Genomic DNA, 21,612 nt, shown 5'->3' on the forward strand with positions numbered 1-21,612 from the left:
GCCATACAACGCAAATCGCGCTGCTCCCCTTTCGCAAGGATAGCAGCGCGAAGGTAGCGCTAGTAAATAGGCCGATCGCCAAGACGGCGTGGCGCGCCTTCACGCACCACCCCGCCTCGGACCCGAAGCTTAAAGCCCCACAACACCGCCATCGTTCTTCGTAATCACGATCGTCGACGACCGCGGCCGCGACGGCGTCGTCACAGGCCCAGCCTGGTTCGCAGGCCAGCTGCTCGTGATGTTCGTCGGCCCGCCACCCTCACCCGGATGCTGGATGTTCACGAACAGCGAGCGACCGTCCGGCGTCGAGTAAATGCCGGTGATCTCGCACTCCTTCGGCCCGACCAGGAAGCGACGCAGCGCCGCCCCCGGTGCCTTGCCGATCCGCGTCGTCACGGATCCGGTCGCTGCACCGACCGTGTTCGTCACGGTCCGCGTGCCGCCATCGTTGACGATCCCCGGTACCGAGGCGAGCAGCATGCAGTTGGTGACGTCGGTGTACGCGCCGTCGTCGGTCTCGATCCACATCACCGGTGATATCGTCCCGGAAGCATTGCTCGGCAGGCCGAACCACAGGCCATCCGGCGACGAGAAGTCGTTGGTCGCATCCAGGCCCGACAGGTTGATGTTGGTCGCATCCAGATCGCTGCCGGCACCGAACGCATAGATGTCCCATGCGAACGTCGTCGCCTCGGACGTGTCGCCCGCCTCGCGAAGACGGATGATGTGCCCGTTTACGTTGCCAGGGTTATTCGTGCGGCTATCGGTGCGCGGATCTACATAGGCGCGTGGGTTGGACGCGTCCGCAGTCGCCACGGTCCGCGACGAGTTGTTGGTGAGCGTGCAATACATCTCGCCGGTCGCCGGATTGACCGCGGTCCACTCCGGCCGATCCATCCGCGTCGCACCCAGCGCATCCGCCGCCAACCGCGTGTTGATCAACACATCGACCTGGCTTGAGAACGGATACGCCGCGTTGGCCGATGTCAGCGGGCCCACATTGTAGGTCAAAGGCAGCCACTGGCCGCTGCCATCCGCTGCAAGCTTCGCCACGTAAAGCGTTCCGGTATCGAGATACTTGTCACCGATCGCGAGACGGTTCGCCGCCGTTGCATCCGCCGCAGACCACGGCGTGGCCGACACGAACTTGTAGATATACTCGTTCTGCGCATCGTCGCCCATGTAGAACGCCGGCCGCTTGCCGGGGATCGTGCGGCCGATTTCGCAGCCTTCATGGTTCATGCGACCAAGCGCGGTCCGCTTGCGCGGTGTCGAAGCAGCATCGAACGGGTCGATCTCGACCACCCAGCCATATTGGAAGATCTCGTTGCGGAAATCGCCCGTACCGTCAGCGGGCGCACCGTCCTGCGCGGTGATGTTCCAGCGCGCATACGCGGTGCTGGCCGCATCTGCTGGCTTGACTGTCGACCAGCCATAATTGCCGCCGGTGTTGTTCTCGCTCTTGCCGTAGCGTGCCAGCGAAGTGTTGGCTTTCACACCCGCCGGGCCGCTCGCTGCACGGCGCGCGCCGTCACCGACCTCGCGGCGGAAGTAACCAACCCAGTTCTCTTCGTTCGTCAGGTACGTGTTCCAAGGCATTGTACCGTTGGCACAATTATTGATGGTACCACGCCCGGCGGTGCCGTCGGGCGAATAGCGCGTCTTCAGGCTGTCGGCACCGCGCACCGGCCCCGAAAAGCGCATTGGCGTCAACGGGGTGATGCGACGGTTGAACGACGAGGAAGTCGTGTAGCTCCAGGCCGCGGCGCGGCTGACCTCGATCACCGATACGCCGTGGCACTCCATCTCCTTTAGCGCCTCGGCTTCGGGGCGGACACCGCCGGTCGTGGTCGGGCCGGTGGGATGCAGATAGGCTTGCGTGATGTTCTCATGGTTGAGCACGAGCAGACCGCGCGTGTTGCCGTTCGCGTCCGGCGTACCCGTAGCGGACATGCCGAAATAGCTCATGCCGTCATGATGATCGCCGGCACGCTTCGAGAAGGTCGCGTCGGTGCCGTCATTGGCATAGGCGCCGACCCCGCTGCCGATCGGATCGCCGAGCCGGTACAACACCGTCACCGCATATCCGGCTGGAACTGCAACGACATCGGCGAGGCTCTTCGCAACCGCCGTGAAGCCAAGTGAAGCTGCGCCGACGGTCACGCTGGTCGTCGCATTCACCGATCCGCCAGCCGATACTGCCGTGAACTGGAAGCTTAGCACGGTCCCGGCGGCAGCGCCCGGTACGACGAAGGTCGCGGTGGAGGTCGTTGCCCCTGCGAGCGTGACGGCGGGACCGGCTGTCTGCGTCCAGGTCACGCTGTCGACCTGGCCGATCGCTGCGCCGGTAAGCGTCGCGACGCGACCTGCGGTCGAGCTGCCACCGGCAGTCGCGGTCACCGTGACAGGGCTTGAGCCGTTGCCGTCATTGTCGTCGTCGCACCCGGTCAGCAGCATGCCGCCGAACACCGCCGCGGCGGTCGCGGACATGCCGCCCATCAACGTCTGGCGACGCGAATAGCGCGTGTCGATCAGGTCGTTGATGTGCGGGTTGGCGGTCGGGTTGGTATCGATATCGCCGTCGGTATAGATGGTCTCGAACGTCATGCTTGGTCCCCCCGGGGATTGTTGCGTGGTGTGTAACGATGCGTGAGAGTTAGAATTTCGCGCCCAGCTCGATGCCGTAGAAGCGCGGTTCGCCGGCGATGTAGGTCGGGATGCCGAAGCCCCCGCCGGTGTTGCCCGCGTCGATCAGGTACCGCTTGTTGGTCGCGTTGCGGACGAAGCCGCCGATGCTATAGCGGCCTTGTGCGAACTCGAGACCGGCACGGACGTTGACCAATGTGTAGCCCGGCGTGCTGATCGCAGGATTGTTCGGGAGTTCGAAAAACGCCTTGGTCCGGTAATTGACGCTCGGCGTGGCGTAGAGCGTCGCGCCACCGACGGGCAGACGAAGAATCACGCCGCCCGACGCGGTCGTATCCGGCTGGAGGCGGAACTGGTTGCCCGCAAAAACGCCGTTCGCCGCTTCGTCGCCGATACCGCCGTCGATGTACGCAAACGTCCCGAATACCGATAGATACGACGCTAACCTCAGATTACCTTCGAGCTCGACGCCGAGGTTCTTGGCCGATCCGGCGCTCTGGGTAGTGGTGACGCCGTTGTTCGTCACCGACACCTGGAAGCCGTCATAGGTCTGGTAGAAGACCGACGCCGCGCCGCTGAACGGACCAACGCGTCCCTTGATGCCGCCCTCGTAGTTCCAGACGTTCTCTTGCGGCACGACCTGCAGGTTCGGACCGACGCCGAACGCGGTGCGCTGTGCGGCAAGCTGGACCACCGGCGAGCGCCGGCCCTTGCTGATCGTGCCGTAGAGATTCACGTCGTCGGTCAGCTTCAGCAGCGCGTTGAAGCGCGGCAGGATCGCGGTGAAGCTCTTCTCCGCAACGAACTTGTTGCCGTTGGTGTTGGCCGTCCCGAGCAGGCTAGTTAACGTCGTAAACGGCGCAGGCAGGCCTGCGAGGATCACCGAGTTCGGCTGGATCGACGAGTAGCCCGACTGGCGATCCTCGATCAGGATGCGCGCGCCAGCAGTCAGTTCCAGTGCTGGTACCGGAATATAGGTCGCATCGGCGAACACCGAGTAGGTGTCGTTGTTGCCGTAGTTCGTGAACTCCGCGGCGTAAGGTATTGCCGTGGCTCGACCACCGGTCAGTAGTCCAGTAGCGCGCGTGGCGGGGATCGTGCCGTTTGGTGCAACACACCCGGTCCCGGTTGGGATGCCCGCACCGTTCAACACCGATCGGATCGGCGCATACGCACCAGCGACCGAGCAAGCGAGATACGTCCCCTCTTCGGTCGCGAACGGTACGCGCTGATAGCCGTTTTCGAAGAACGCGTTCCAGCCGACCGAGGCGCGGTATTTCGGCCCTTCGAACGCGAAGCGGCTCTCGTGGCTCCACTGGTCGCCCTTCGCGTCTTCGGCGAACTCGAGATACGCGGCGGGGCCACCGTCCGCGTCGAAGATTTCCAGCGCGTCAAAGCGGCGATAGCCGTTGACCGTGGTGAAGGTGATCCCCGGCGAGAGGTCCGCGGTGATCGTCAGGTTCGCGTCGTAGACGTTGCGGTCGAGGCCAAGCTTGCGCGCGCCGAGTGCGGTCGCGCTGTACGGCGAGCCCGAGAGCTCGGCATAGCCATAGTCGCCGGTCTGGCCGCCCGTCGGTGCATGCGCACGGCTCTTGAACGCGGTGCCGGGGTTGCGCTGTCCGTCATAGGTCAGGACGAGGTCGGCGGTGATGCTGTCGCTCGGGCGATAGCGCAGCGATCCGCGGATGCCGCGCTGGTCCTGACCGTTCAGGTCGTCCTGGTCGACGCGGCCCTGGTTCTGGTTCGGCACGTTCGCGTCGCCGGCGATGTTGCGGACATAGCCGTCGCGGTATTTGTACGCGAACGCGATCCGCCCCGCGAGCACGTCGTTGCCGGCGTTGAGGAACCCGGAAACCTGCGTGCGGTTGAAATTGCCGTACGATCCGTTGATCGCGCCCGAAAAGCCGGCTTCCGGCCTGGCCGAGATCACGCTGATCGCACCGACCGCAGCCGCCGTGCCGAACAGCGTCGCCTGCGGACCCTTGACGACCTCGATCCGCTCGAGATCGTACAGATCCTGATACGCGCCACGCGAGCGGCTGATGTCGATCCCGTTGTAATACAGCGTGACGCGGGCGCCCTGTTGCGACGAGCCATTGTCCGAGGTGATGCCGCGGATCACGAAGCCCGGATTGTTCGCGCTCTGCTCCTGGATCTGGAGGCCGGGGATATATGCGGCGACTTCGGTCAGCGAATTGACCCCGATCGCGGCCATGCGCGCACCGGTCAGTGCGGTGACGGTGACGGGAACATCCTCGATCCGCTGTTCGCGCTTCTGGGCGGTGACGACGATCTCGTCGTCGGATGCTGCAACTCGTGTTTCGGTTTGGGTGGTCGCTTGGGCGAGTGCCGCGGTCGAGCAGGTCGTGGCGAGCGTCGCAACCGCGAGCCGCGTGAAGATACGTGTCATTAAGTCCCCCGTTTCGTTGTCGTCGCACTACGGGGGGGAGGTGACGTTTCAATGGCGTCTTCGTGAAAGCAAAATGACTATTCCGTAACGGCGCTGTCACATCGCTGCCGCCGGGATGTCTTCGATCGTGGCTAGCAGGCGGGCAACACCCGTTACGAAAGTCTGAGACGATGACAATAAACCGCCGCGATGCCCTGAAGAACGCCCTGAAACTGGCCGGCTCGGGCGCGACGCTCGCGCTCCCCGCCGTCGCCGCGCAGGCAGCGGGCACGGCGAAAGTTCGGTTCGATCACGGGGTGGCGAGCGGCGATCCTTCGGTCGACGGCGCCATCCTCTGGACCCGGGCGACACCGGTCGACACGGCGCAGGCCGGCGACATCGCGCTGACCTGGCACGTCGCGGAGACCGAAGGCGGCAAGCCAATCCGCTCGGGCAGCATCAAGGCTCGGGGCGCGCGCGATTTTACGGCCAAGGTCGAGGCGAGCGGACTGCAGCCAGGCCGCGAATACCGCTATTGGTTCGATGCAGCCGACGGCACGCGCTCGCCGGTCGGCCGGTTCCGGACGTTGCCGAAGGGCAAGGTCGCGGACGCGGTGATGGCGGTCGTCTCATGCCAGCTCTACGGGGGCGGCCTGTTCAATGCGTATGACGCGATCGCCAAGCTCGACCGGCTCGACGTCGTGCTGCACCTCGGCGACTATATCTACGAGTATGGCGCGAGCGGATACGGCGCGGACATCGCCAAGAAGATCGACCGCCTGGTCGAGCCGCGCCACGAGATCGTCAGCCTCACGGACTACCGCATGCGCCACGCACAGGTGAAGCGCGACGTCGACATGCAGGCAGCCCATGCGCGCGCCGCCTTCATCTGCGTCTGGGACGATCACGAGGTCGCCAACGACGACTGGATGCACGGTGCCGAAAACCACGATCCGAAGACCGAGGGCGACTGGGACGCGCGCAAGGCAGCTGCGATGCAGGCCTATTTCGAATGGATGCCGATCCGCGATCCGAAACCCGGCCAGCCCTGGGCCGCGATCAACCGCAGCTTCGATTTCGGCGATCTCGCGACGCTGGTGATGGTCGAGACGCGGTTGCTCGCGCGCAGCCAGCAGGTCGCGTCGAAGGGGGAGGGGATCTCTCCGGCTGACTATGCGCCGATGATGGCCGAGCGTGCTTTGCCCAATCGCGAGTTGCTGGGGCCGCAGCAACTCGCCTGGGTCGAGAAGACGATGGCGACGTCCGTCGGGGCGGGGAAACCGTGGCAGGTGCTCGGTAACCAAGTGGTGATGGCGAAGGTTGCGGGCCCCGACATCGAGCGGCAGCTTGGCCCGGTGCGCTACGGCGCGATGACCGCGAAGATGCCGGCGATGTGGCGCGATCGGCTGGTCCAGGGCATGGCATCCTACCGCGCAGGCTTGCCGTTCAACTTCGACAGCTGGGACGGATATCCACCGGCACGCGAACGCCTGTACGCGGCGTTCCAGCGGGCGAAGTCGCGGCCGATCGTGCTGTCGGGCGATAGTCATGCCGCGTGGGCGAACGATCTGCATGACGATACGGGGAAGCTGGTCGCGGTCGAATTCGGCTGCACTGCGATCACCAGTCCATCCTACGGATCGCTGCTGCCGGGTATCGGGACGTTGATCTCCGACGCCAATAAAGGCGAAGTGCGGTTCTGCGATCAGGACGCCAAGGGCTTCACGCTGCTGACGTTGACGCCCGAGCATGCGACCGCCGACTTCCAGACGGTGTCGACCGTGCTGGCCAAGCCGTTCACGCAGGCCACGGCAAAACGATTCCGGGTGCAAGCGGACCGGCCCGAACTGCCGCTGGAAGAGATTGCCTGAAACGATCCCCCGCCGGGAAAGGACTGAAAATTGGTTGCAGGCGGCACCGACTACCGCGTGACAATCAAAGTTTTTCCACGGCAAAGTTCAATCGACTGTCAATTCCTATCTCTCGAGGGGATATTCATCTCTTCGGACGGAGATGGGAATGCAGCGAAAGGCTTCGAGGTCTACGGTAGGATGGCTGACCGTCCTGCTGGCGGGTATCGTGTACGGCGGATGGATGCTTGCGACGGCGTGGCATTCGGTCATGCCGACGCCGTTGCTGGCCCTGGTCGGCGGGTGGTTGCTCGCGTGGCAGGGGTCGCTGCAACACGAGGCCATCCACGGACATCCTACGCGTATCCGCTGGATCAACGATGCAATCGGGTTCGCACCGCTGTCGCTCTGGCTACCCTATCGTCTCTATCGCCGCAGCCATGTCGCGCATCATGGCGCGGAGGTCATCACCGATCCGCGGCATGATCCCGAATCCCGCTATCGCGTACGGGCGCACGGCCTGGACGGAGTGCTGGGCCGGCTCCAATCTACGCTCCTCGGGCAGATGATCGTCGGACCTGCGATCTCGGTCGTCCGGTTTGTCCGCGAAGAGTCCCGCCGACTGGCGCGCGAACCCGCGCGCGTGATGCGCGACTGGGCGCCGCATCTCCTCGCGGTCGCGCTGGTCCTTTGGTGGCTCGATCACGTCGGGCTGGGGCTCGGCCGCTACGTCCTCTGCTTCATCTATCCGGGGATGGCGCTGACGATGGTGCGTTCCTATGCCGAACACCGCGCCGATCTTTCGAGTCCCGGTCGAGCTGCCAGTGTCGAGCGCGGCGGCCTGCTCGGGTTGCTCTATCTCAACAACAATCTGCACGCCGCGCATCACGAGCGGCCGTCGCTCGCCTGGTACGATCTGCCTGCGTACCACCGACGTAACCGAGCCCGGTTCGCGGAGGCGGGGGCGCCGATCTATCAGGGGTATGGCGAGATCGTGCGGCGGTTCGCATTCAACGCGCACGACGACATGGTCCATCCGCTCCACCGCGAGCTCTTGTCTTGACGGACCGGATCGCCTCGCTCGGGATGTACGACCACCCCGCGCAGCACGATGCGAACGACCGGTTCTGGTCGGCGATCGCTGCCGTCCTGCGCGCGCGCGGCGTGGCGGATGTGCCCAATCGGCTCGATCGGACGCGCGACGTCCATGCGTTCTGGCACGATCCGGCGCTGCTGTTTGGTCAGGCGTGTGGTTATCCGTTGATCGCAGATCCGACCCTGCATCTGCGCGTGATCGCGTTCCCGATCTACGCTGAGCATGAAGGTGGCAGCTTCGTCGTGGCGAGAGCGGACGATCCTCGCGCTTCGATCGAAGCGTTTCGCGGTAGCCGTGCGGCCATCAACGATCGCCAGTCGAACACCGGCATGAACCTGTTTCGCGCGACGCTCGCGCCATTTGCAGGGCAGCGAGCGTTCTTTGCCGAGGTGCTCGAAACCGGCGCGCATCGTGCCAGCATCGTCGCTGTCGGATCGGGCAGGGCGGACCTCGCGGCGATCGACCGCGTGACCTATGCGGCCATCGCGCGGTTCGAGCCGGCTTTGGTAGCCGACCTTAAGATCGTCACGCACACCCCCGCATCGCCCAGCCTGCCGTTCGTGACCGCGGCCGGGACCGACGCCGAGACGGTGACGGCGTTGCAGATCGCGCTCGATCATGTCGCCGCCGATCCCGATCTGGCGGCGGCACGCGAGACGCTGTTCCTCGCCGGGATCGTACCCGCCAAGCCAGATGCGTTGGCGCCGATATCGACGCTGGAAGCCGAGGCCGTCCGGGCCGGCTATTCCACGCTCCGCTGACATGAAGGACAACGCCGTGTCACCAGCACCCGACCCGATCGACCTCGCCACGACGATCGACGAACTGCGCAGCGCGCGTCGCGCCTGGCGGCAGGAGCAGGACGGCCGCCATAGCGTCGCGCGCTTCCCGTCGCTGGCGGAGACCGGTTGCGCGCTCGACGATCTCGTCGCGGCGCTGTTTCCCGGGAGGCTCGGCATGTTCGCTGGCCCGATCGAGCGTGAGGATGCGTTCGTCGAGACGCGGCTGCGGCAGGCGCTGGAACGGCTGCAACGGCAGGTCGAACGCGAATTCGCCTATTGGCAGGAAGAGGCGGTGCTGTCGTTCGACGTCAGCCACGCGAGCATGATCATCGGCCTGTTCTGCACGGAACTGGGGCCGATCCGCGAGCTGGTCGACGACGACGTCCGCGCGGCATTCCTCGGCGATCCGGCGGCCCGCAGCGCAGACGAGATCCTGATCTGCTATCCTGGCATCGTCGCGATCCTGTATCACCGGATCGCGCACGCGCTCTATGGCCTCGGCGCGCCGATCGTCGCGCGGATCATCTCGGAACTCGCCAACAACCGCACCGGCATCGACATTCATCCGGGCGCGACGATCGGCCGCAGCTTCTTCATCGATCACGGCACCGGCGTCGTGATCGGGGAGACCGCGATCATTGGCGACCGGGTGCAGATTTATCAGCACGTAACGCTCGGCGCCCGCAGTCCGCTCGGCGTGACCGACGTGTCGGCGCGTGAACGGCTCGCGCGGCATCCGATCGTCGAGGACGACGTGGTGATCTATGCGGGCGCGACAATTCTGGGCCGCGTGACGATCGGGCGGGGGGCGACGATCGGCGGCAATGTCTGGCTGCTCGAAGACGTTCCCCCAGGCAGCGTGGTCGCGCAGCCGACCGCGGTGATCCTGGCGGGCGATGCGGCGGACCAGTTGCACGAGACGCTACGGGGGCGGGGAGCATGAGGCGGTTCGCCTGCTGCCGCGACGAGGACGGCCCCGTAAAGCCGGTGATCGGCGTGCTGTGCTGCAACGAGATCGCCGATCGACCGGTCCAGGCGGTTGCGACGCGCTTCATCGAGCCGCTGGTCCGCTATGCCGGCGCCACCGTGCTGCTCGTGCCGGCGGTTGCGGACGCGATGGACACGCGCGCGTTGGCGGGGCGGCTCGACGGGCTCTTGCTGACCGGGTCGCGCTCGAACGTTGCAGGCGCGCGATACGGCAAGACGGATGCCGCCGACGATGCGCTCGATCTCGACCGCGATACGGTCGCGCTCGAACTCGCGGGCCGAATGATCGAGGCGGGGCGACCGGTGTTCGGCATCTGTCGCGGTCTGCAGGAACTGAACGTGCTGTTCGGGGGCACGCTGACCGAAACGCTGGAGGACGGGCACCACCGCTGGACCGACGACAAGACGGAGTATGAATCGCTGTTCGATCACGTCCACGATGTCGCGCTGCAATCGGGCGGCCGGCTTGCGACGGCAACGGCGCGGGAGAGCATCTCGGTCACGTCCGTCCACCGGCAGGGGATCGATCGCCTCGGCACGGGCCTTCGAGTCGAAGCGCATGCCGTCAGCGATGGCCTGGTCGAGGCGTTCTCCGCACGGCCATGCGGCGGCGACGTGCTGGCGGTGCAGTGGCATCCCGAATGGGACGTTGCGGCCAGCGCATCCAGCCGCGCATTCTTTTCACTTATCGGCCAGTCGCTTGAAACCTATCGGGACCATTGAACGCGTCGGATCGTTTCACGCCTACCGCAAAGATCGTCTCAGAACGATTCACCTACAGGGACTCTAATATGACTGCTTATCGTACCGCGTTGGCGCTTGCCGCCTCAACCCTCGCCTTCGCCAGCGCACACGCCGCATACGCCCAGGACGTGCCGGCCGATGCCACTGCACAGGCCGCGGCGCTGCCCGACACGCAGGACGATATCATCGTCACGGGCACGCGGACGGCGGGCCGGTCGCGGCTCGACAGCGCGGCACCCGTCGACGTGCTGAGCTCGGCGGCACTTCAGCGGCAGGGCACGACCGAGCTTGGCGCGGCGCTGTCGGCGATCGCGCCGTCGATCGACTTCCCGCGGCCGTCCGCGGTCGACGGGACCGATGCGATCCGCCCGGCGACGCTGCGTGGCCTTTCGCCCGACCAGACTTTGGTCCTGATCAACGGCGTGCGCGGCCATACCGCGGCGCTGCTCAACATCGGTGGCTCGGTCGGCCGCGGTTCGGCGGCCGTCGATCTGAACACGATCCCGACCGTCGCACTCGACCGGATCGAAGTGCTGCGCGACGGGGCGTCGGCGCAATACGGCTCTGACGCGATCGCCGGCGTCGTCAATCTCCGCCTGCGTGAAGCCCGCTCGGGCGGCGCGGCATCGGTCACCTACGGCTTCTACAACACCGATATCGACACCGCGCGCGGCAGTCGCAGCAGAACCGGCGAGCCGACCGTGTCGGTGTCGGGCTGGCAGGGCGTCGGCTTCGGCGAGGACGGGTTCCTCACCATCTCGGGCGAATATCTGAACCGTCAGGCGACCAACCGTGCCGATTTCGACAACCGTCCCCTGGTCAGGGTCCCCGGAACGCCGGCCCGGGTGACCGGTCGCTTCGGCGATCCCAAGGTCGAGCAATACAGCATTTTTGCCAATGCCGGGACGACGCTGAGCGGTACGTGGAAGCTGTACGGCTGGCTCGGCTATCAGGACCGCGACACGCGTAGCGCGGCTTTTCCGCGGTTGCCGCTGGCATCGGATCCGGTAGCTGTCGCGCGACTGGACCTGGCAGGACTTTCCGACGGCTTCCTCCCGCTGATCAACACCAAGTCGCGCGATATCAACTCGGCGCTCGGCATCAAGGGTGAGGTCGCCGACTGGAACGTCGACCTGAACGTCAGCTATGGCCGCAACAAGATCGGCTTCCGCACGCTCAACTCGGCGAACTACGCCTATGGCAGCGCCACGCCAAGGGACTTCTCGGACGGCGCGCTGATCTACGACCAGTACATCGTCGGGCTCGACGTCGATCGCAAGTTCGACGTGCTGCAGGGCGTGAACGTCGCCTTCGGTCTCGAAGGGCGCCGCGAAGGGTTCAAGATCCAGTCGGGCGAACTCGCATCCTATGGCTATCCCGCCGCTGGCACGGTGACCGGCGCGCTGCCGACCGCACCACCGGGGGCGCAGGGGTTTGGCGGTTTTTCGCCGGACAACGCGATCGAGCGGAGCCGCCGCAACGGCAGCGTCTATCTTGATATCGAAGCACAGGTGACGGACAAGTTCCTGGTCGGCCTCGCCGGCCGCGGCGAGGATTATTCCGATTTCGGCTCGACCGGGACCGGCAAGATTTCCGCCCGCTATGATTTCGCGCGGTGGTTCGCCCTGCGCGGGACGGCCTCGACCGGATTCCGTGCGCCAGCGCTTCAGCAGCAATATTTCACCTCGGTCGCAACCGTCATTCAAAACGGGAGCCCGATCCAGACCGGCACCTACCCCTCGGTGAGCCCCATAGCGACCCGGCTGGGCGGCCTCCCGCTGGAGCCGGAGAAGTCGACCAACTTGTCGGTCGGCACGGTCTTTCGCTTCGGCGGGTTCGACCTGACCGTGGACGCGTACCGCATCCATATCCGCAACCAGATCGGGTTGTCGGAGAACATCACGACGTCGACGAGCCAGTCCGACGCGGTCAACACGCAGATCCGCGACCTGCTCGCGGGATCGGGCGCATCCGCCGCGCGCTTCTTCATCAACGGGCTCGCCTCGACCACCAAGGGCATCGACGCGGTCGCGCATTACCGGCTGCCAACCGATGCGGCTGGCACATTCGACCTCACGATCGCGGGCAACGTCAACGACGTGAACGTGACGCGGGTGCCGACCTCGACCTCCGCGCTTAATCCGGCGCCGACGCTGTTCGCACGTAGCCGTATCGAGTCGCTGGAGAACGGGACGCCGGGCGAGAAGGTGACGGGCTCGATCGACTGGTCGCTGGACAATCTCGGTGCCACCGCCCGCGTCACCTATTATGGCGACGTCAACCAGCCCGGCACGACCGAGGCCGGCGACGTCCATAGCGGCAAGCACGTCATCACCGATCTCGAACTCCGCTATCAGGCAAAGAAGGGTGCGCAATTCGGCTTGGGCGTCAGCAACCTGTTCGACGTCTATCCCGATGCGACGGTCGTCGCGAACAATCCGACCGGCGTGATCGGCTTCCCCTACTACTCGCCGTTCGGGTTCAACGGCCGCTACGTCTATGCGCGCGCCGGCTTAAGCTGGTGATTAAATCATAGCGTCACGATAGGGTATTGCGTTCGACCGCATCGCTCGGTAGCTTTCGGTTCCAGAACCGATGTTGCGCAATGCGGTCGTAATTCTGAATTAGTCACCACGGAGACCATTCGATGAAGAAGATCACGATCGTGCCACTGATTGCAGTCATGGCGCTCAGCCTTGCCGCATGCTCCAAGCCGGCTGACACGTCGAATGTCACCGACATCGAGACGAACACGATCGTCGAGGACACGGATTCGAACCTGTCGGCAGTCGACGGCATCGAGACCAGCAACTCGGCCGATCTTGAGAACTCCGCCGATCTGAACAGCAGCGGAAACGCTTTCTGATCGCTTACGGTCGACATAAAGGCAGATAAAGATCGGTCCACCGCGGTCGTTTCTCTACGCGCCAAAGAACAGGGCGATGCGTTCCATTTCAGCATGGAACGTATCGCCTTTTTTCGTATTGAAACCTTTATATTCGCGAGGTTACGAGAGAATTTAGCTGGTCGCATTTAGTACTCGATCCGCCGCGGATACTGACGAATCCTATTCCCTATGCAATCGGTGTGTATTACGAGGAGGTAACGTCAAGGCGAAGTGAAGCTCCCTAGACGGAACCTCGTGGTCCAGCAGAACCCCTCTGCTGGGCCACCGTTTTTCGTGGCTGGATCGATACGGCCGCGTGTGTGCCATCGGCTCGAACCGGCCGACGGCGTCGCTGCGCTATTCGGGACGTGACGTGGATCGTCAGCGTGGGGACGTGGCGGTGTTCGATCGCCGTCCGCGCCAGTACCGGATCACCGCCATCACCGACGCGATCACGATCGCCAGGATCGCGACACCAGCCAGCTTGTGCTTCGGCATGATGCCATGGACCGCGTCCAGCAACGTGTCGCCGAACAGATAGCCGATCCCGGTGAACAGCACGCCCCAGACCGCGGCCGAGATCGCATTGAGCACCATGAACGTGCGTGCCGGGACATGCGACGTACCGATCGCGATCGGGCTGATCGTGCGCAGGCCGTAGAGAAAGCGGAAGCCGAGGATGAAGACCGTCGGATGGCGTTCGAGCGTGTCGAGCGCCTTGGCGAACGCCGGTTTCGCCGCGATCCTGCGGACCCGTACCGTGTCCCGGTAGCGGCGACCCGCGAGGAAGAAGAGCTGGTCCGCGGCGAACGAGCCCGCGATCGCCGCCGCCGCGCTGCCCCAGAGCGGCAGCAGATCCTGATGCGCGAGCAGCCCGCCGGTGACGACGGCGGTCTCTCCCTCTATCCCTGCACCGAGGTAAATCGCGGCGAGGCCATATTGGGCGATGAGCGTTTCGATCGACATGCCCCGTCCTTGCCGCAGCGTCGTGCCGTTCGCCAGCCTTGCCTAACGGCCGAGATAATCCATCTTGCCGATCGCCACGCCGCGCATCCTCAGCAAGGCATAGGCTGTCGTGACGTGAAAATAGAAATTCGGCAGCACGAACCCGAGCGCGTAGCTTTGTCCGGTGAATTCAACCGTCCGACTGGGCGTGACGAGCGTAACGGCTGCGCTTTCCTTGCCGTCGATGGCGGCGCGCGGCACGGTGTCCAGGAAGGCGAGCGTCGCGGCGATACGCTGCTGAAGCGCGGCGAACGTGGTTTCGTCGTCGGCCATCGCCACCGTCGGGACGCTGCCGATCCGAACCATCGCGCCCTTCGCGGTATCGCTCGCACGCTGCACCTGCGCGGTCAGCGGCGCCATGTCCGCGATCAGACGGGTGCCGAGCATGTCCGCTTCGGCGATGCCGCTGTCGCGCGCGAACGCTTCGCCAGTCGAGAGGATCGCCGAGAGGCTGGCGAACCCGCGCCGAAAGGCAGGGACGGTGAGATCATAGAGGCTGGTCATGGACCCAGACCTAGGCTGGCAATCCGGGCGGGTCGAGCAGGAACGCGGCAAGCTGGTTCCAGGCGGGTTGCTTGGCGGCGAGCCCGATCGTGTGGAGCGGGCTGCTCGATGGCAGCGCGACGATCGCCGGCCCCTCATAATCCGGCCCGAGCAGTTTCTGTCCCTGCTTCAACGCGGTGCCACCGTTGAACGCGATCACGCGAAGCCGGGGCAGGCGGGCGACAAGTCCTGCAATATCGTTTCCTGCGATATCGACGATCGCGGCATCGCTGCTGCCCGTCCGTCGCGCGGATTCGACCACGTCCCACAACGCGACGCCGTTCGCGCGCAACGTCGTCAGCCGGTCGTCATAGTCCAGCGCGACGAGATCGATGCCGACGACCGGCGCCATCAGCCGCCAGAACTGGTTCTGCGGATGCGCGTAATAGCGCTGGGCTGCGATCGACCGATCACCCGGCAGGCTGCCGAGCACGAGCACGCGCGCGTCTGGATCGGCAACGGGCGGAAATGAGTGCTTCAGCGGCATGAGCCTCCCTCGCATGACGGCGCGTGCCGTGTCACGGCTGACGCACGACCTGCAAGTCGGTGGTGGAAGGCTAGCCGGTCAAGGGGTTAGTCTCTATAACCCACGTTATGCATCGCGCGCGACGTGGCGTGCTCGATCGATGGAGGGTTGCCGGGTTGGCACAGGACGCACAATTGCCGGCGCTCGCACGGACTGGAATCGCGGGTCTGGACGACATTCTGAACGGCGGACTGACACCGGACCGAATGTATCTGATCGAAGGCACGCCAGGCACGGGCAAGACCACGCTCGGACTTGGGTTCCTGCTGGCCGGCGCCTCGATCGGCGAGGCCGGGCTCTACATCACGCTAGCCGAAACCGAGATCGAACTGCGCGCAGTGGCCGCCACGCATGGCTGGTCGCTGGATGCGCTCAACCTGTTCGAGATGGTGCCCGCAGACGGCCTCGGCGAGGATCACGAACAGACGCTGCTGCATCCGAGCGAAGTCGAACTGGGCGAGACGATCCGCGACGTGATGGCGAAGGTGGACGAGCTACGCCCGAAACGCGTCGTGATCGACAGCCTGTCCGAACTCCGCCTGCTCGCGCAGAGCCCGATCCGCTATCGGCGCCAGATCCTCGCGCTCAAGCATTTCTTCTCGACGCGCGCCTGCACCGTATTGTTCCTCGACGACAAGAGCGGCTCGGGCAGCGATCTCCAGTTGCACAGCATCGCGCACGGCGTCGTCTCGCTCGAACAGACCTTGTCCGGTTTCGGCGCGCAACGGCGGCGCCTGCACGTCGTCAAAATGCGCGGCGTACGGTATCGCGGTGGCTATCACGATTTCGAAATCGAACGCGGCGGCCTGCGCGTCTATCCGCGCTTGGTCGCGTCCGAACATGTCATGAAATATTCGGACGAGGCCGTATCGACGGGGTCCGTCGAGCTCGACACGCTGCTGGGCGGCGGACTGATCCCCGGCACCGCGACGTTGCTGACCGGCCCGGCTGGCGTCGGCAAGACGACCGCGTCGGTCCAGTCGATGATCGCAGCGCTGAAACGTGGCGAGCGGGCGGCGTATTTCCTGTTCGACGAGCGATTGCCGACGTTGCTGAAGAGAAGCGCGTCCCTCGGCATGGACCTGATCCCTTATGTCGACAACGGGCAGCTCGAACTGCGCGCGATCGATCCTGCCGAAATGTCGCCGGGGGAATTCTCTGGCGCGGTGCGGGCGGCGGTCGAGGAGCATTGCGCGAAGGTCGTCGTGATCGACAGCCTCAACGCCTATTTGCAGGCCATGCCGAACGAGCAGTTCCTGATCCTGCAGATGCACGAGATGCTGACCTATCTGGGGCAGAAGGGCATTGTCAGCCTGCTGATCCTCGGCTTGCACGGAATCACCGGCGACGTCCGGTCCGACGTCGACCTGAGCTATCTCTCCGACACCATCGTGCAGCTTCGCTATTTCGAGGCGCATGGCGAGGTGCGGCAGGCGATTTCGGTCATCAAGACGCGCACCGCACGGCACGAACGGACGATCCGTGAGTTTCAGATCGGTAGCAACGGATTGCTGGTCGGCGAGCCCCTGCGTGAATTCCAGGGTGTGCTGACCGGCGTTCCGACATTCTCGGGCGAAGGAAAGACGTTGATGGCCAGCCGAATGGGGGCGCGTGACGGACGCGACTGACATGGATGACCGCGTCCTGATCCTGGCACCACGGGGGCGCGATGCGATCATTGCGGCGGATCTTCTCGGCCGGAACGAGATCGATGCCGTCGTTTGCGGGGACCAAGCCGCGTTGCTGTCCGAGCTGGATGCTGGTGCCGCGGTCGTGATGCTGACCGAGGAGGCACTGACGATCGAGGACACTACGCTCCTCGGCGATTGGGTCGCGGCGCAACCCAATTGGGCGGACATCCCGTTCGTCGTGCTGACGAACGGGACCAAGGCACCGCGGACCGTGCGCGCAACCGAGCGGCTGAGCAATCTCGGCAACGTCATTCTTCTGGAACGTCCGCTGCATGCCGAGGCGATGCTGGGTGCGATCCGGTCGGCCCTGACCGCGCGCAGACGGCAATATGAACTGCGCGACGTTGCGGTAACGCTCGAACGCGCGGTGCTGGACCGCACGAGCGAGCTGCGATCCGCGCGCGAAAGCCTCGAAATCGCGCTCGAAGCGGCGGGCATGGGTAGTTGGGACATCGATCTACAGACCGGCGAATCTCGGCGGACGCTGCGGCACGATGCGATCTACGGCTACCCGGAGGGCCGGCCGGACTGGAGCATGGAGACGTTCCTGAGCCATATCGATCCCAAGCAGCGCGGCACTGTCACGCGCGCAATGACCGAGGCTAAGCGTACCGGCAGCATCGATGTCGAGTACCGCATCGACGCGGCCGACGGTCAGTCGCGGTGGCTCGTCGCCAAGGGGCGTGTCCGCTATGACGAAACTGGCAGGGCATCGCGGATGACGGGCGTCGTCTCGGACGTCACCGATCGCAAGGAAGCCGATGCGCAACTCGCGCAGGCGCAGAAGATGGATGCGATCGGCCAGCTTACGGGCGGCGTCGCGCACGATTTCAACAATCTCCTGACTCCGATCGTCGGCAGCCTCGATCTGCTGCGACGGCGGCACAAGGACGACGAACGCACGCAGCGGATGATCGGCGGGGCTTTGCAGGCGGCCGAGCGGGCGGCAACGTTGACGCAACGCCTGCTGGCGTTCGCGCGGCGACAGGCGTTGCAACCCAAGGCGGTCGATATCGGCGCGCTGATCGATGGGTTGGTTGATCTGATGCGCCGCTCATTGGGGCCGTCGATCGCGGTGACGATCGAGATACCCCGGCATCTGTCGTCGGCGCGCGTGGACCCCAACCAGCTCGAGCTCGCGCTGCTCAATCTCGCGATCAACGCGCGCGATGCGATGCCGGGCGGCGGCAAGCTGCTGCTGTCGGTCAGCGAGACGGTGGTCGACGACCGCAACGCGATCGGCCTCGCGCCCGATCGTTATGTCCGCATCGCCGCCATCGACACGGGCGTGGGCATGGACCGTGCGACGCTGGCCCGCGCAACCGAACCGTTCTTCTCCACGAAAGGCGTCGGCAAGGGGACGGGTCTCGGCCTGTCGATGGTCCACGGGCTCGCGGCGCAATCAGGCGGCACGCTCCGCCTGACCAGTGAGCCGGGCGCCGGGACGACGGTCGAGCTATGGCTCCCCGCGACCGACGAAGCCGCAGTCGACACCGTCGAAAACGCCGCCGAACCCGTTGCCGCGCGCCGCGCCGCGAAGGTGCTGCTGGTCGACGACGAGGATCTGGTACGGACCGCAACCGCCGACATGCTGCGTGACATCGGCTATGTCGTCGTTGAAGTCGCCTCCGCCAGCCAGGCGCTGTCGGCGATCCGCTCGGGCGTCGACGCCGATATCCTGGTCAGCGACTATCTCATGCCGGGGATGACGGGCGGGCAGTTGATTACCGAACTGCGCGCCGTCGGAAACCGTATTCCCGCGCTTCTGGTCACCGGATATGCGGCGGCCGGCGAAGACGTGCCCAGCGACGTGATCCGCCTATCCAAGCCGTTCCGCCAGACCGATCTCGCGGCGCGAGTGGACGAACTTTTGCGGCAATCACCGCCGAGACGCCCCAAACTCCGAGCAGTAGAATGACGGCGGGTCCGGCGGTTTGCCGTCGGACCCGCCACGGTAGCTAGCGTCAGAAGCCCTTCTTCAACGATACGAAGAACTGCCGTGGCGCGCCCGCCAGCAACGTCTGGTTGTCACCACTTGCGGTGAAGCCGTTCGAGCCGATCGTCGCGATGTACTTCTTGTTGGTAAGGTTGGTGACGTTGCCCTCGATCGCCACGCCGTGCAGCGCGCCGTCACCCTCGAACCGGTAACCGATGCTTGCGTCGACCAGCACGCGTGCGGGCACCGACTGGTCGTTGAGATAGGTGAAGTAGCGCTTGCTCATATAGTCCGCGCCGACCCGGCCGGTGAAGCCCGACTGTTCGAGCACGACCTCGCCCTTGATCATGTGCTTGGGCGTATCGACGACGGTATCGCCCTTGCGGACCTGGACCGATCCGGAGGTGTCGGTGACCGTGTCCTGATATTCCGCGTTGGTGTAGGAATAGCTGGCGAACAGCGAGAGCGGGCGGAACACGCGGTAATTGGCCGAGACTTCGGCGCCGTACGTGCGCACGCTGCCGGCATTGTTGAGCGTGGGCGCATTGCCGAGGATGCCAACGCCGTTCGCGAACGCCAGCAGCCGGTTCGAAAAGTCGACATAATAGCCGACCGCCGACGCCTGGAACGGTCCACTGTGCAACCGGACGCCGCCTTCTGCTGTCTTCGAGCGCTCCGGCTTGAGGCGGCCGCGAACGGCGTTGAAGCCTGCCTGGTTCGCCGCGAATGGTCCGGTCGTCGCCGACGACACAAACGCGCGCATGTTCTCGGTATAGTCCGCAAAAACCTCGGCTGCGGGGCTCAGCTTGAACAGGATGCTCGCCTGAGGCTGGAACCAGTCCTTCGCCGAGATCCGCCCGACCGCCAGCGGCGCGGTGGTCGCCGGCAGCATCGTCGCACGATTGACGACGTATGCGCCCTTCCAGCCGGCGTTGATCACGAGCCGGTCGTCGGCAAGTTTCAACGTATCGTCGACATGATACTGCATCGTGTCGGTGCCGTATTTTCCGTCCCACTGGGTCGCGTACGCGTTTTTCTGGAACTTGAGGACATCGCGGTTGGGCTCTGCGCTATCGGTCATCCCGTAGAAGCGCCGCGCCTGCGTGAACGTGTTCGTCTCCAGCCAGCCGCCGATTGCGATGGTGTTCGCACCCGTCTCATAGGCGATGTTGCTGAGCGCACCGCCGCGCTTGATACTGTATTCCGTCGTCCGGAAGCCCAGCGGGCTAGGCGCGGTGATCGCGCTGCCGTCCTGGTTGAGCGTCCCCGCCGCAGTAGGCGAGTAGGGCGTGATCCACGACCCCTGGCCCTTGTTGTCGTGATAATAGCCGGTGGTCACCATCGTCAGTTCGGGCGTCAAATTCGCGTTGAGCGTGACGCCGCCAAGGTAGTCGCGACGCACGCCGCCAGCATCGAAATAGGCATCGTCGACCGTACCGAACCCGGTCGGGAAGGTCGTGCCGGTACCCGCCCAAGGTGCGACGAACCCGACCGACGAGCCGTTGTTCGCCCGGACGTACGTGGCGAGTGCGGCCTGGTTCTGGTAGGTCTTCCCGATCTGCAGCGCGAGCGGATAGTTGTTTGCGATATTGTCGTTGCGCAGGCCACGCCGACGGATGATGTCGTAGCTCAGATCCTGGTAATCCTGCTCGCGCCGATCGGAGAAGTTCAGGAACGCAGACAGGCTGCCGACCGCGCCGAGATCCTTGAAGATCTTGCCGTTCGCCTGGTGCTGGCGCTGGACGCCGTCGCCTTTCCACTTGTCGGTCGTCAGATAGCCGTAGCTGAGATAGCCCTTGAGCCCGCCGCCCAGATCGCCGCTGTCGATCCGTGCATAGCCGCGATAGGTGCTGTCCGAACCATAGGTCCCGCCGCCGGTGACGTTGGCGGTATCACGGGGCTTGTCGCTGAAGAACTGGATCGTGCCGCCGAGGTTGCTGGTCGACGCGGTGCCGAGCGCGCCGGCGCCCTGCGCGACCTCGGTGCGGGCGACGTTCTCGGAGATGATCGCGCGGCTGATGTGCAGGCCGTTGACGTTGCCATAGCTCATGTCGCCGAGCGGCACGCCGTCCAGCGTGAAGCCGAGCTGGTTCTGGTTGAACCCGCGTAACGAAATGCGGACCGCCCATTCATACGCACCGAACGGGTCGGACGCCTGGAAATTGACGCCGGGAAGTTTCTGGATCGCCTTGAGCGGGCTCGATCCCGGGGTGAGGCGCGCGAGATCGACCGCGCTGACGCTCTGCACCTGACGGCTCTGGCCGAAGCCGAGCACGACGATGTCGGCCGACGTCTCGGTTGCGGGGTCGGCCTGGACCTCTGCCGGCGCGGCTACCGGAGTTTCCGGCGCGGACTCTGGCGCGGCTTGGGCGAAGGCGGCAGGCGTGGCGAGCGCCGCGAGTGCGACACCGGCGAAGAGCGACGATATGGTCTGCATGATGTCCCCTGAAGCGCGACGGCGCTCAGCGGCCCTTTGCCGATCCGCGTGACGCGGCGGCGACAGATCGAAGACGATTCCGCGACGATCGTC

Annotated in this window: 15 protein-coding genes; 9 read left to right on the plus strand and 6 right to left on the minus strand. The window is 65.0% G+C overall.

Annotated elements, in window-relative coordinates:
* Positions 1-129: 129 nt before the first annotated feature.
* Both AC1MLZ_RS01840 and AC1MLZ_RS01845 read right to left on the minus strand, forming a co-directional pair.
* Positions 130-2,607 (minus strand): PhoX family protein, encoded by a 2,478-nt coding sequence (locus AC1MLZ_RS01840; protein WP_480960182.1) that lies wholly within the window; start codon positions 2,605-2,607, stop codon positions 130-132.
* A 49-nt stretch (positions 2,608-2,656) separates the two neighbouring features.
* Positions 2,657-5,056, minus strand: coding sequence for a TonB-dependent receptor (locus AC1MLZ_RS01845; protein WP_480960183.1), 2,400 nt, complete (start codon positions 5,054-5,056; stop codon positions 2,657-2,659).
* 170 nt (positions 5,057-5,226) lie between these two features.
* On the opposite strand from AC1MLZ_RS01845, the gene AC1MLZ_RS01850 reads away from it, so the two are divergent.
* From AC1MLZ_RS01850 to AC1MLZ_RS01880, 7 genes are all read left to right on the plus strand, one after another.
* Entirely contained in the window at positions 5,227-6,906 is a 1,680-nt protein-coding gene (locus AC1MLZ_RS01850; RefSeq protein ID WP_480960184.1) for an alkaline phosphatase D family protein, read from the plus strand.
* A gap of 148 nt (positions 6,907-7,054) precedes the next feature.
* Positions 7,055-7,948, plus strand: coding sequence for a fatty acid desaturase (locus AC1MLZ_RS01855; RefSeq protein WP_480960185.1), 894 nt, complete (start codon positions 7,055-7,057; stop codon positions 7,946-7,948).
* On the plus strand, positions 7,945-8,742 hold the full coding sequence (locus AC1MLZ_RS01860; protein ID WP_480960186.1) for a phosphate/phosphite/phosphonate ABC transporter substrate-binding protein: 798 nt from the start codon (positions 7,945-7,947) through the stop codon (positions 8,740-8,742). Before AC1MLZ_RS01855 ends, AC1MLZ_RS01860 begins: the two co-directional genes overlap by 4 nt.
* 1 nt (position 8,743) lies before the next feature.
* The gene (gene epsC, locus AC1MLZ_RS01865; protein ID WP_480960187.1) at positions 8,744-9,706 is read left to right on the plus strand and encodes a serine O-acetyltransferase EpsC; all 963 of its coding nucleotides are present in this window, start codon (positions 8,744-8,746) and stop codon (positions 9,704-9,706) included.
* Positions 9,703-10,473 (plus strand): gamma-glutamyl-gamma-aminobutyrate hydrolase family protein, encoded by a 771-nt coding sequence (locus AC1MLZ_RS01870; RefSeq protein WP_480960188.1) that lies wholly within the window; start codon positions 9,703-9,705, stop codon positions 10,471-10,473. The genes epsC and AC1MLZ_RS01870 overlap by 4 nt, the downstream gene beginning before the upstream one ends.
* A gap of 68 nt (positions 10,474-10,541) precedes the next feature.
* Entirely contained in the window at positions 10,542-13,019 is a 2,478-nt protein-coding gene (locus AC1MLZ_RS01875) for a TonB-dependent receptor plug domain-containing protein (RefSeq protein WP_480960189.1), read from the plus strand.
* A 122-nt stretch (positions 13,020-13,141) separates the two neighbouring features.
* On the plus strand, positions 13,142-13,360 hold the full coding sequence (locus tag AC1MLZ_RS01880; protein WP_480960190.1) for a hypothetical protein: 219 nt from the start codon (positions 13,142-13,144) through the stop codon (positions 13,358-13,360).
* A gap of 402 nt (positions 13,361-13,762) precedes the next feature.
* On the opposite strand, the gene AC1MLZ_RS01885 is transcribed toward AC1MLZ_RS01880, so the two are convergent.
* From AC1MLZ_RS01885 to AC1MLZ_RS01895, 3 genes are read right to left on the minus strand one after another with little or no spacing between them, the layout of a single operon-like run.
* Positions 13,763-14,347 (minus strand): DedA family protein, encoded by a 585-nt coding sequence (locus tag AC1MLZ_RS01885; protein WP_480960191.1) that lies wholly within the window; start codon positions 14,345-14,347, stop codon positions 13,763-13,765.
* 42 nt (positions 14,348-14,389) lie between these two features.
* Positions 14,390-14,890, minus strand: a complete 501-nt coding sequence (locus AC1MLZ_RS01890) for a DUF1993 domain-containing protein (protein ID WP_480960192.1) — start codon at positions 14,888-14,890, stop codon at positions 14,390-14,392.
* A 10-nt stretch (positions 14,891-14,900) separates the two neighbouring features.
* Positions 14,901-15,416, minus strand: coding sequence for a DNA-deoxyinosine glycosylase (locus tag AC1MLZ_RS01895; RefSeq protein ID WP_480960193.1), 516 nt, complete (start codon positions 15,414-15,416; stop codon positions 14,901-14,903).
* 173 nt (positions 15,417-15,589) lie between these two features.
* On the opposite strand from AC1MLZ_RS01895, the gene AC1MLZ_RS01900 reads away from it, so the two are divergent.
* Both AC1MLZ_RS01900 and AC1MLZ_RS01905 read left to right on the plus strand, forming a co-directional pair.
* Positions 15,590-17,083 carry an ATPase domain-containing protein gene (locus AC1MLZ_RS01900; RefSeq protein ID WP_480960194.1) on the plus strand — a complete coding sequence of 498 codons (1,494 nt, stop codon included), beginning with the start codon at positions 15,590-15,592 and terminating at the stop codon, positions 17,081-17,083.
* Positions 17,067-19,064, plus strand: coding sequence for an ATP-binding protein (locus AC1MLZ_RS01905; RefSeq protein WP_480960195.1), 1,998 nt, complete (start codon positions 17,067-17,069; stop codon positions 19,062-19,064). Before AC1MLZ_RS01900 ends, AC1MLZ_RS01905 begins: the two co-directional genes overlap by 17 nt.
* Before the next feature lie 46 nt (positions 19,065-19,110).
* Here AC1MLZ_RS01905 and AC1MLZ_RS01910 read toward each other — a convergent pair whose 3' ends face one another.
* Positions 19,111-21,519 carry a TonB-dependent receptor domain-containing protein gene (locus AC1MLZ_RS01910; protein WP_480960196.1) on the minus strand — a complete coding sequence of 803 codons (2,409 nt, stop codon included), beginning with the start codon at positions 21,517-21,519 and terminating at the stop codon, positions 19,111-19,113.
* Positions 21,520-21,612: the final 93 nt, after the last annotated feature.

Source organism: Sphingomonas sp. PEI4 (assembly GCF_056679955.1).

What these genes read in the sequence shown, in the direction of transcription:
- AC1MLZ_RS01840 (WP_480960182.1), bottom strand. Translation starts at nt 2,607, where the DNA reads ATGACGTTCGAGACCATCTATACCGACGGCGATATCGATACCAACCCG.
- AC1MLZ_RS01845 (WP_480960183.1), bottom strand. Translation starts at nt 5,056, where the DNA reads ATGACACGTATCTTCACGCGGCTCGCGGTTGCGACGCTCGCCACGACC.
- AC1MLZ_RS01850 (WP_480960184.1), top strand. Translation starts at nt 5,227, where the DNA reads ATGACAATAAACCGCCGCGATGCCCTGAAGAACGCCCTGAAACTGGCC.
- AC1MLZ_RS01855 (WP_480960185.1), top strand. Translation starts at nt 7,055, where the DNA reads ATGCAGCGAAAGGCTTCGAGGTCTACGGTAGGATGGCTGACCGTCCTG.
- epsC (WP_480960187.1), top strand. Translation starts at nt 8,744, where the DNA reads ATGAAGGACAACGCCGTGTCACCAGCACCCGACCCGATCGACCTCGCC.
- AC1MLZ_RS01870 (WP_480960188.1), top strand. Translation starts at nt 9,703, where the DNA reads ATGAGGCGGTTCGCCTGCTGCCGCGACGAGGACGGCCCCGTAAAGCCG.
- AC1MLZ_RS01875 (WP_480960189.1), top strand. Translation starts at nt 10,542, where the DNA reads ATGACTGCTTATCGTACCGCGTTGGCGCTTGCCGCCTCAACCCTCGCC.
- AC1MLZ_RS01880 (WP_480960190.1), top strand. Translation starts at nt 13,142, where the DNA reads ATGAAGAAGATCACGATCGTGCCACTGATTGCAGTCATGGCGCTCAGC.
- AC1MLZ_RS01885 (WP_480960191.1), bottom strand. Translation starts at nt 14,347, where the DNA reads ATGTCGATCGAAACGCTCATCGCCCAATATGGCCTCGCCGCGATTTAC.
- AC1MLZ_RS01890 (WP_480960192.1), bottom strand. Translation starts at nt 14,890, where the DNA reads ATGACCAGCCTCTATGATCTCACCGTCCCTGCCTTTCGGCGCGGGTTC.
- AC1MLZ_RS01895 (WP_480960193.1), bottom strand. Translation starts at nt 15,416, where the DNA reads ATGCCGCTGAAGCACTCATTTCCGCCCGTTGCCGATCCAGACGCGCGC.
- AC1MLZ_RS01910 (WP_480960196.1), bottom strand. Translation starts at nt 21,519, where the DNA reads ATGCAGACCATATCGTCGCTCTTCGCCGGTGTCGCACTCGCGGCGCTC.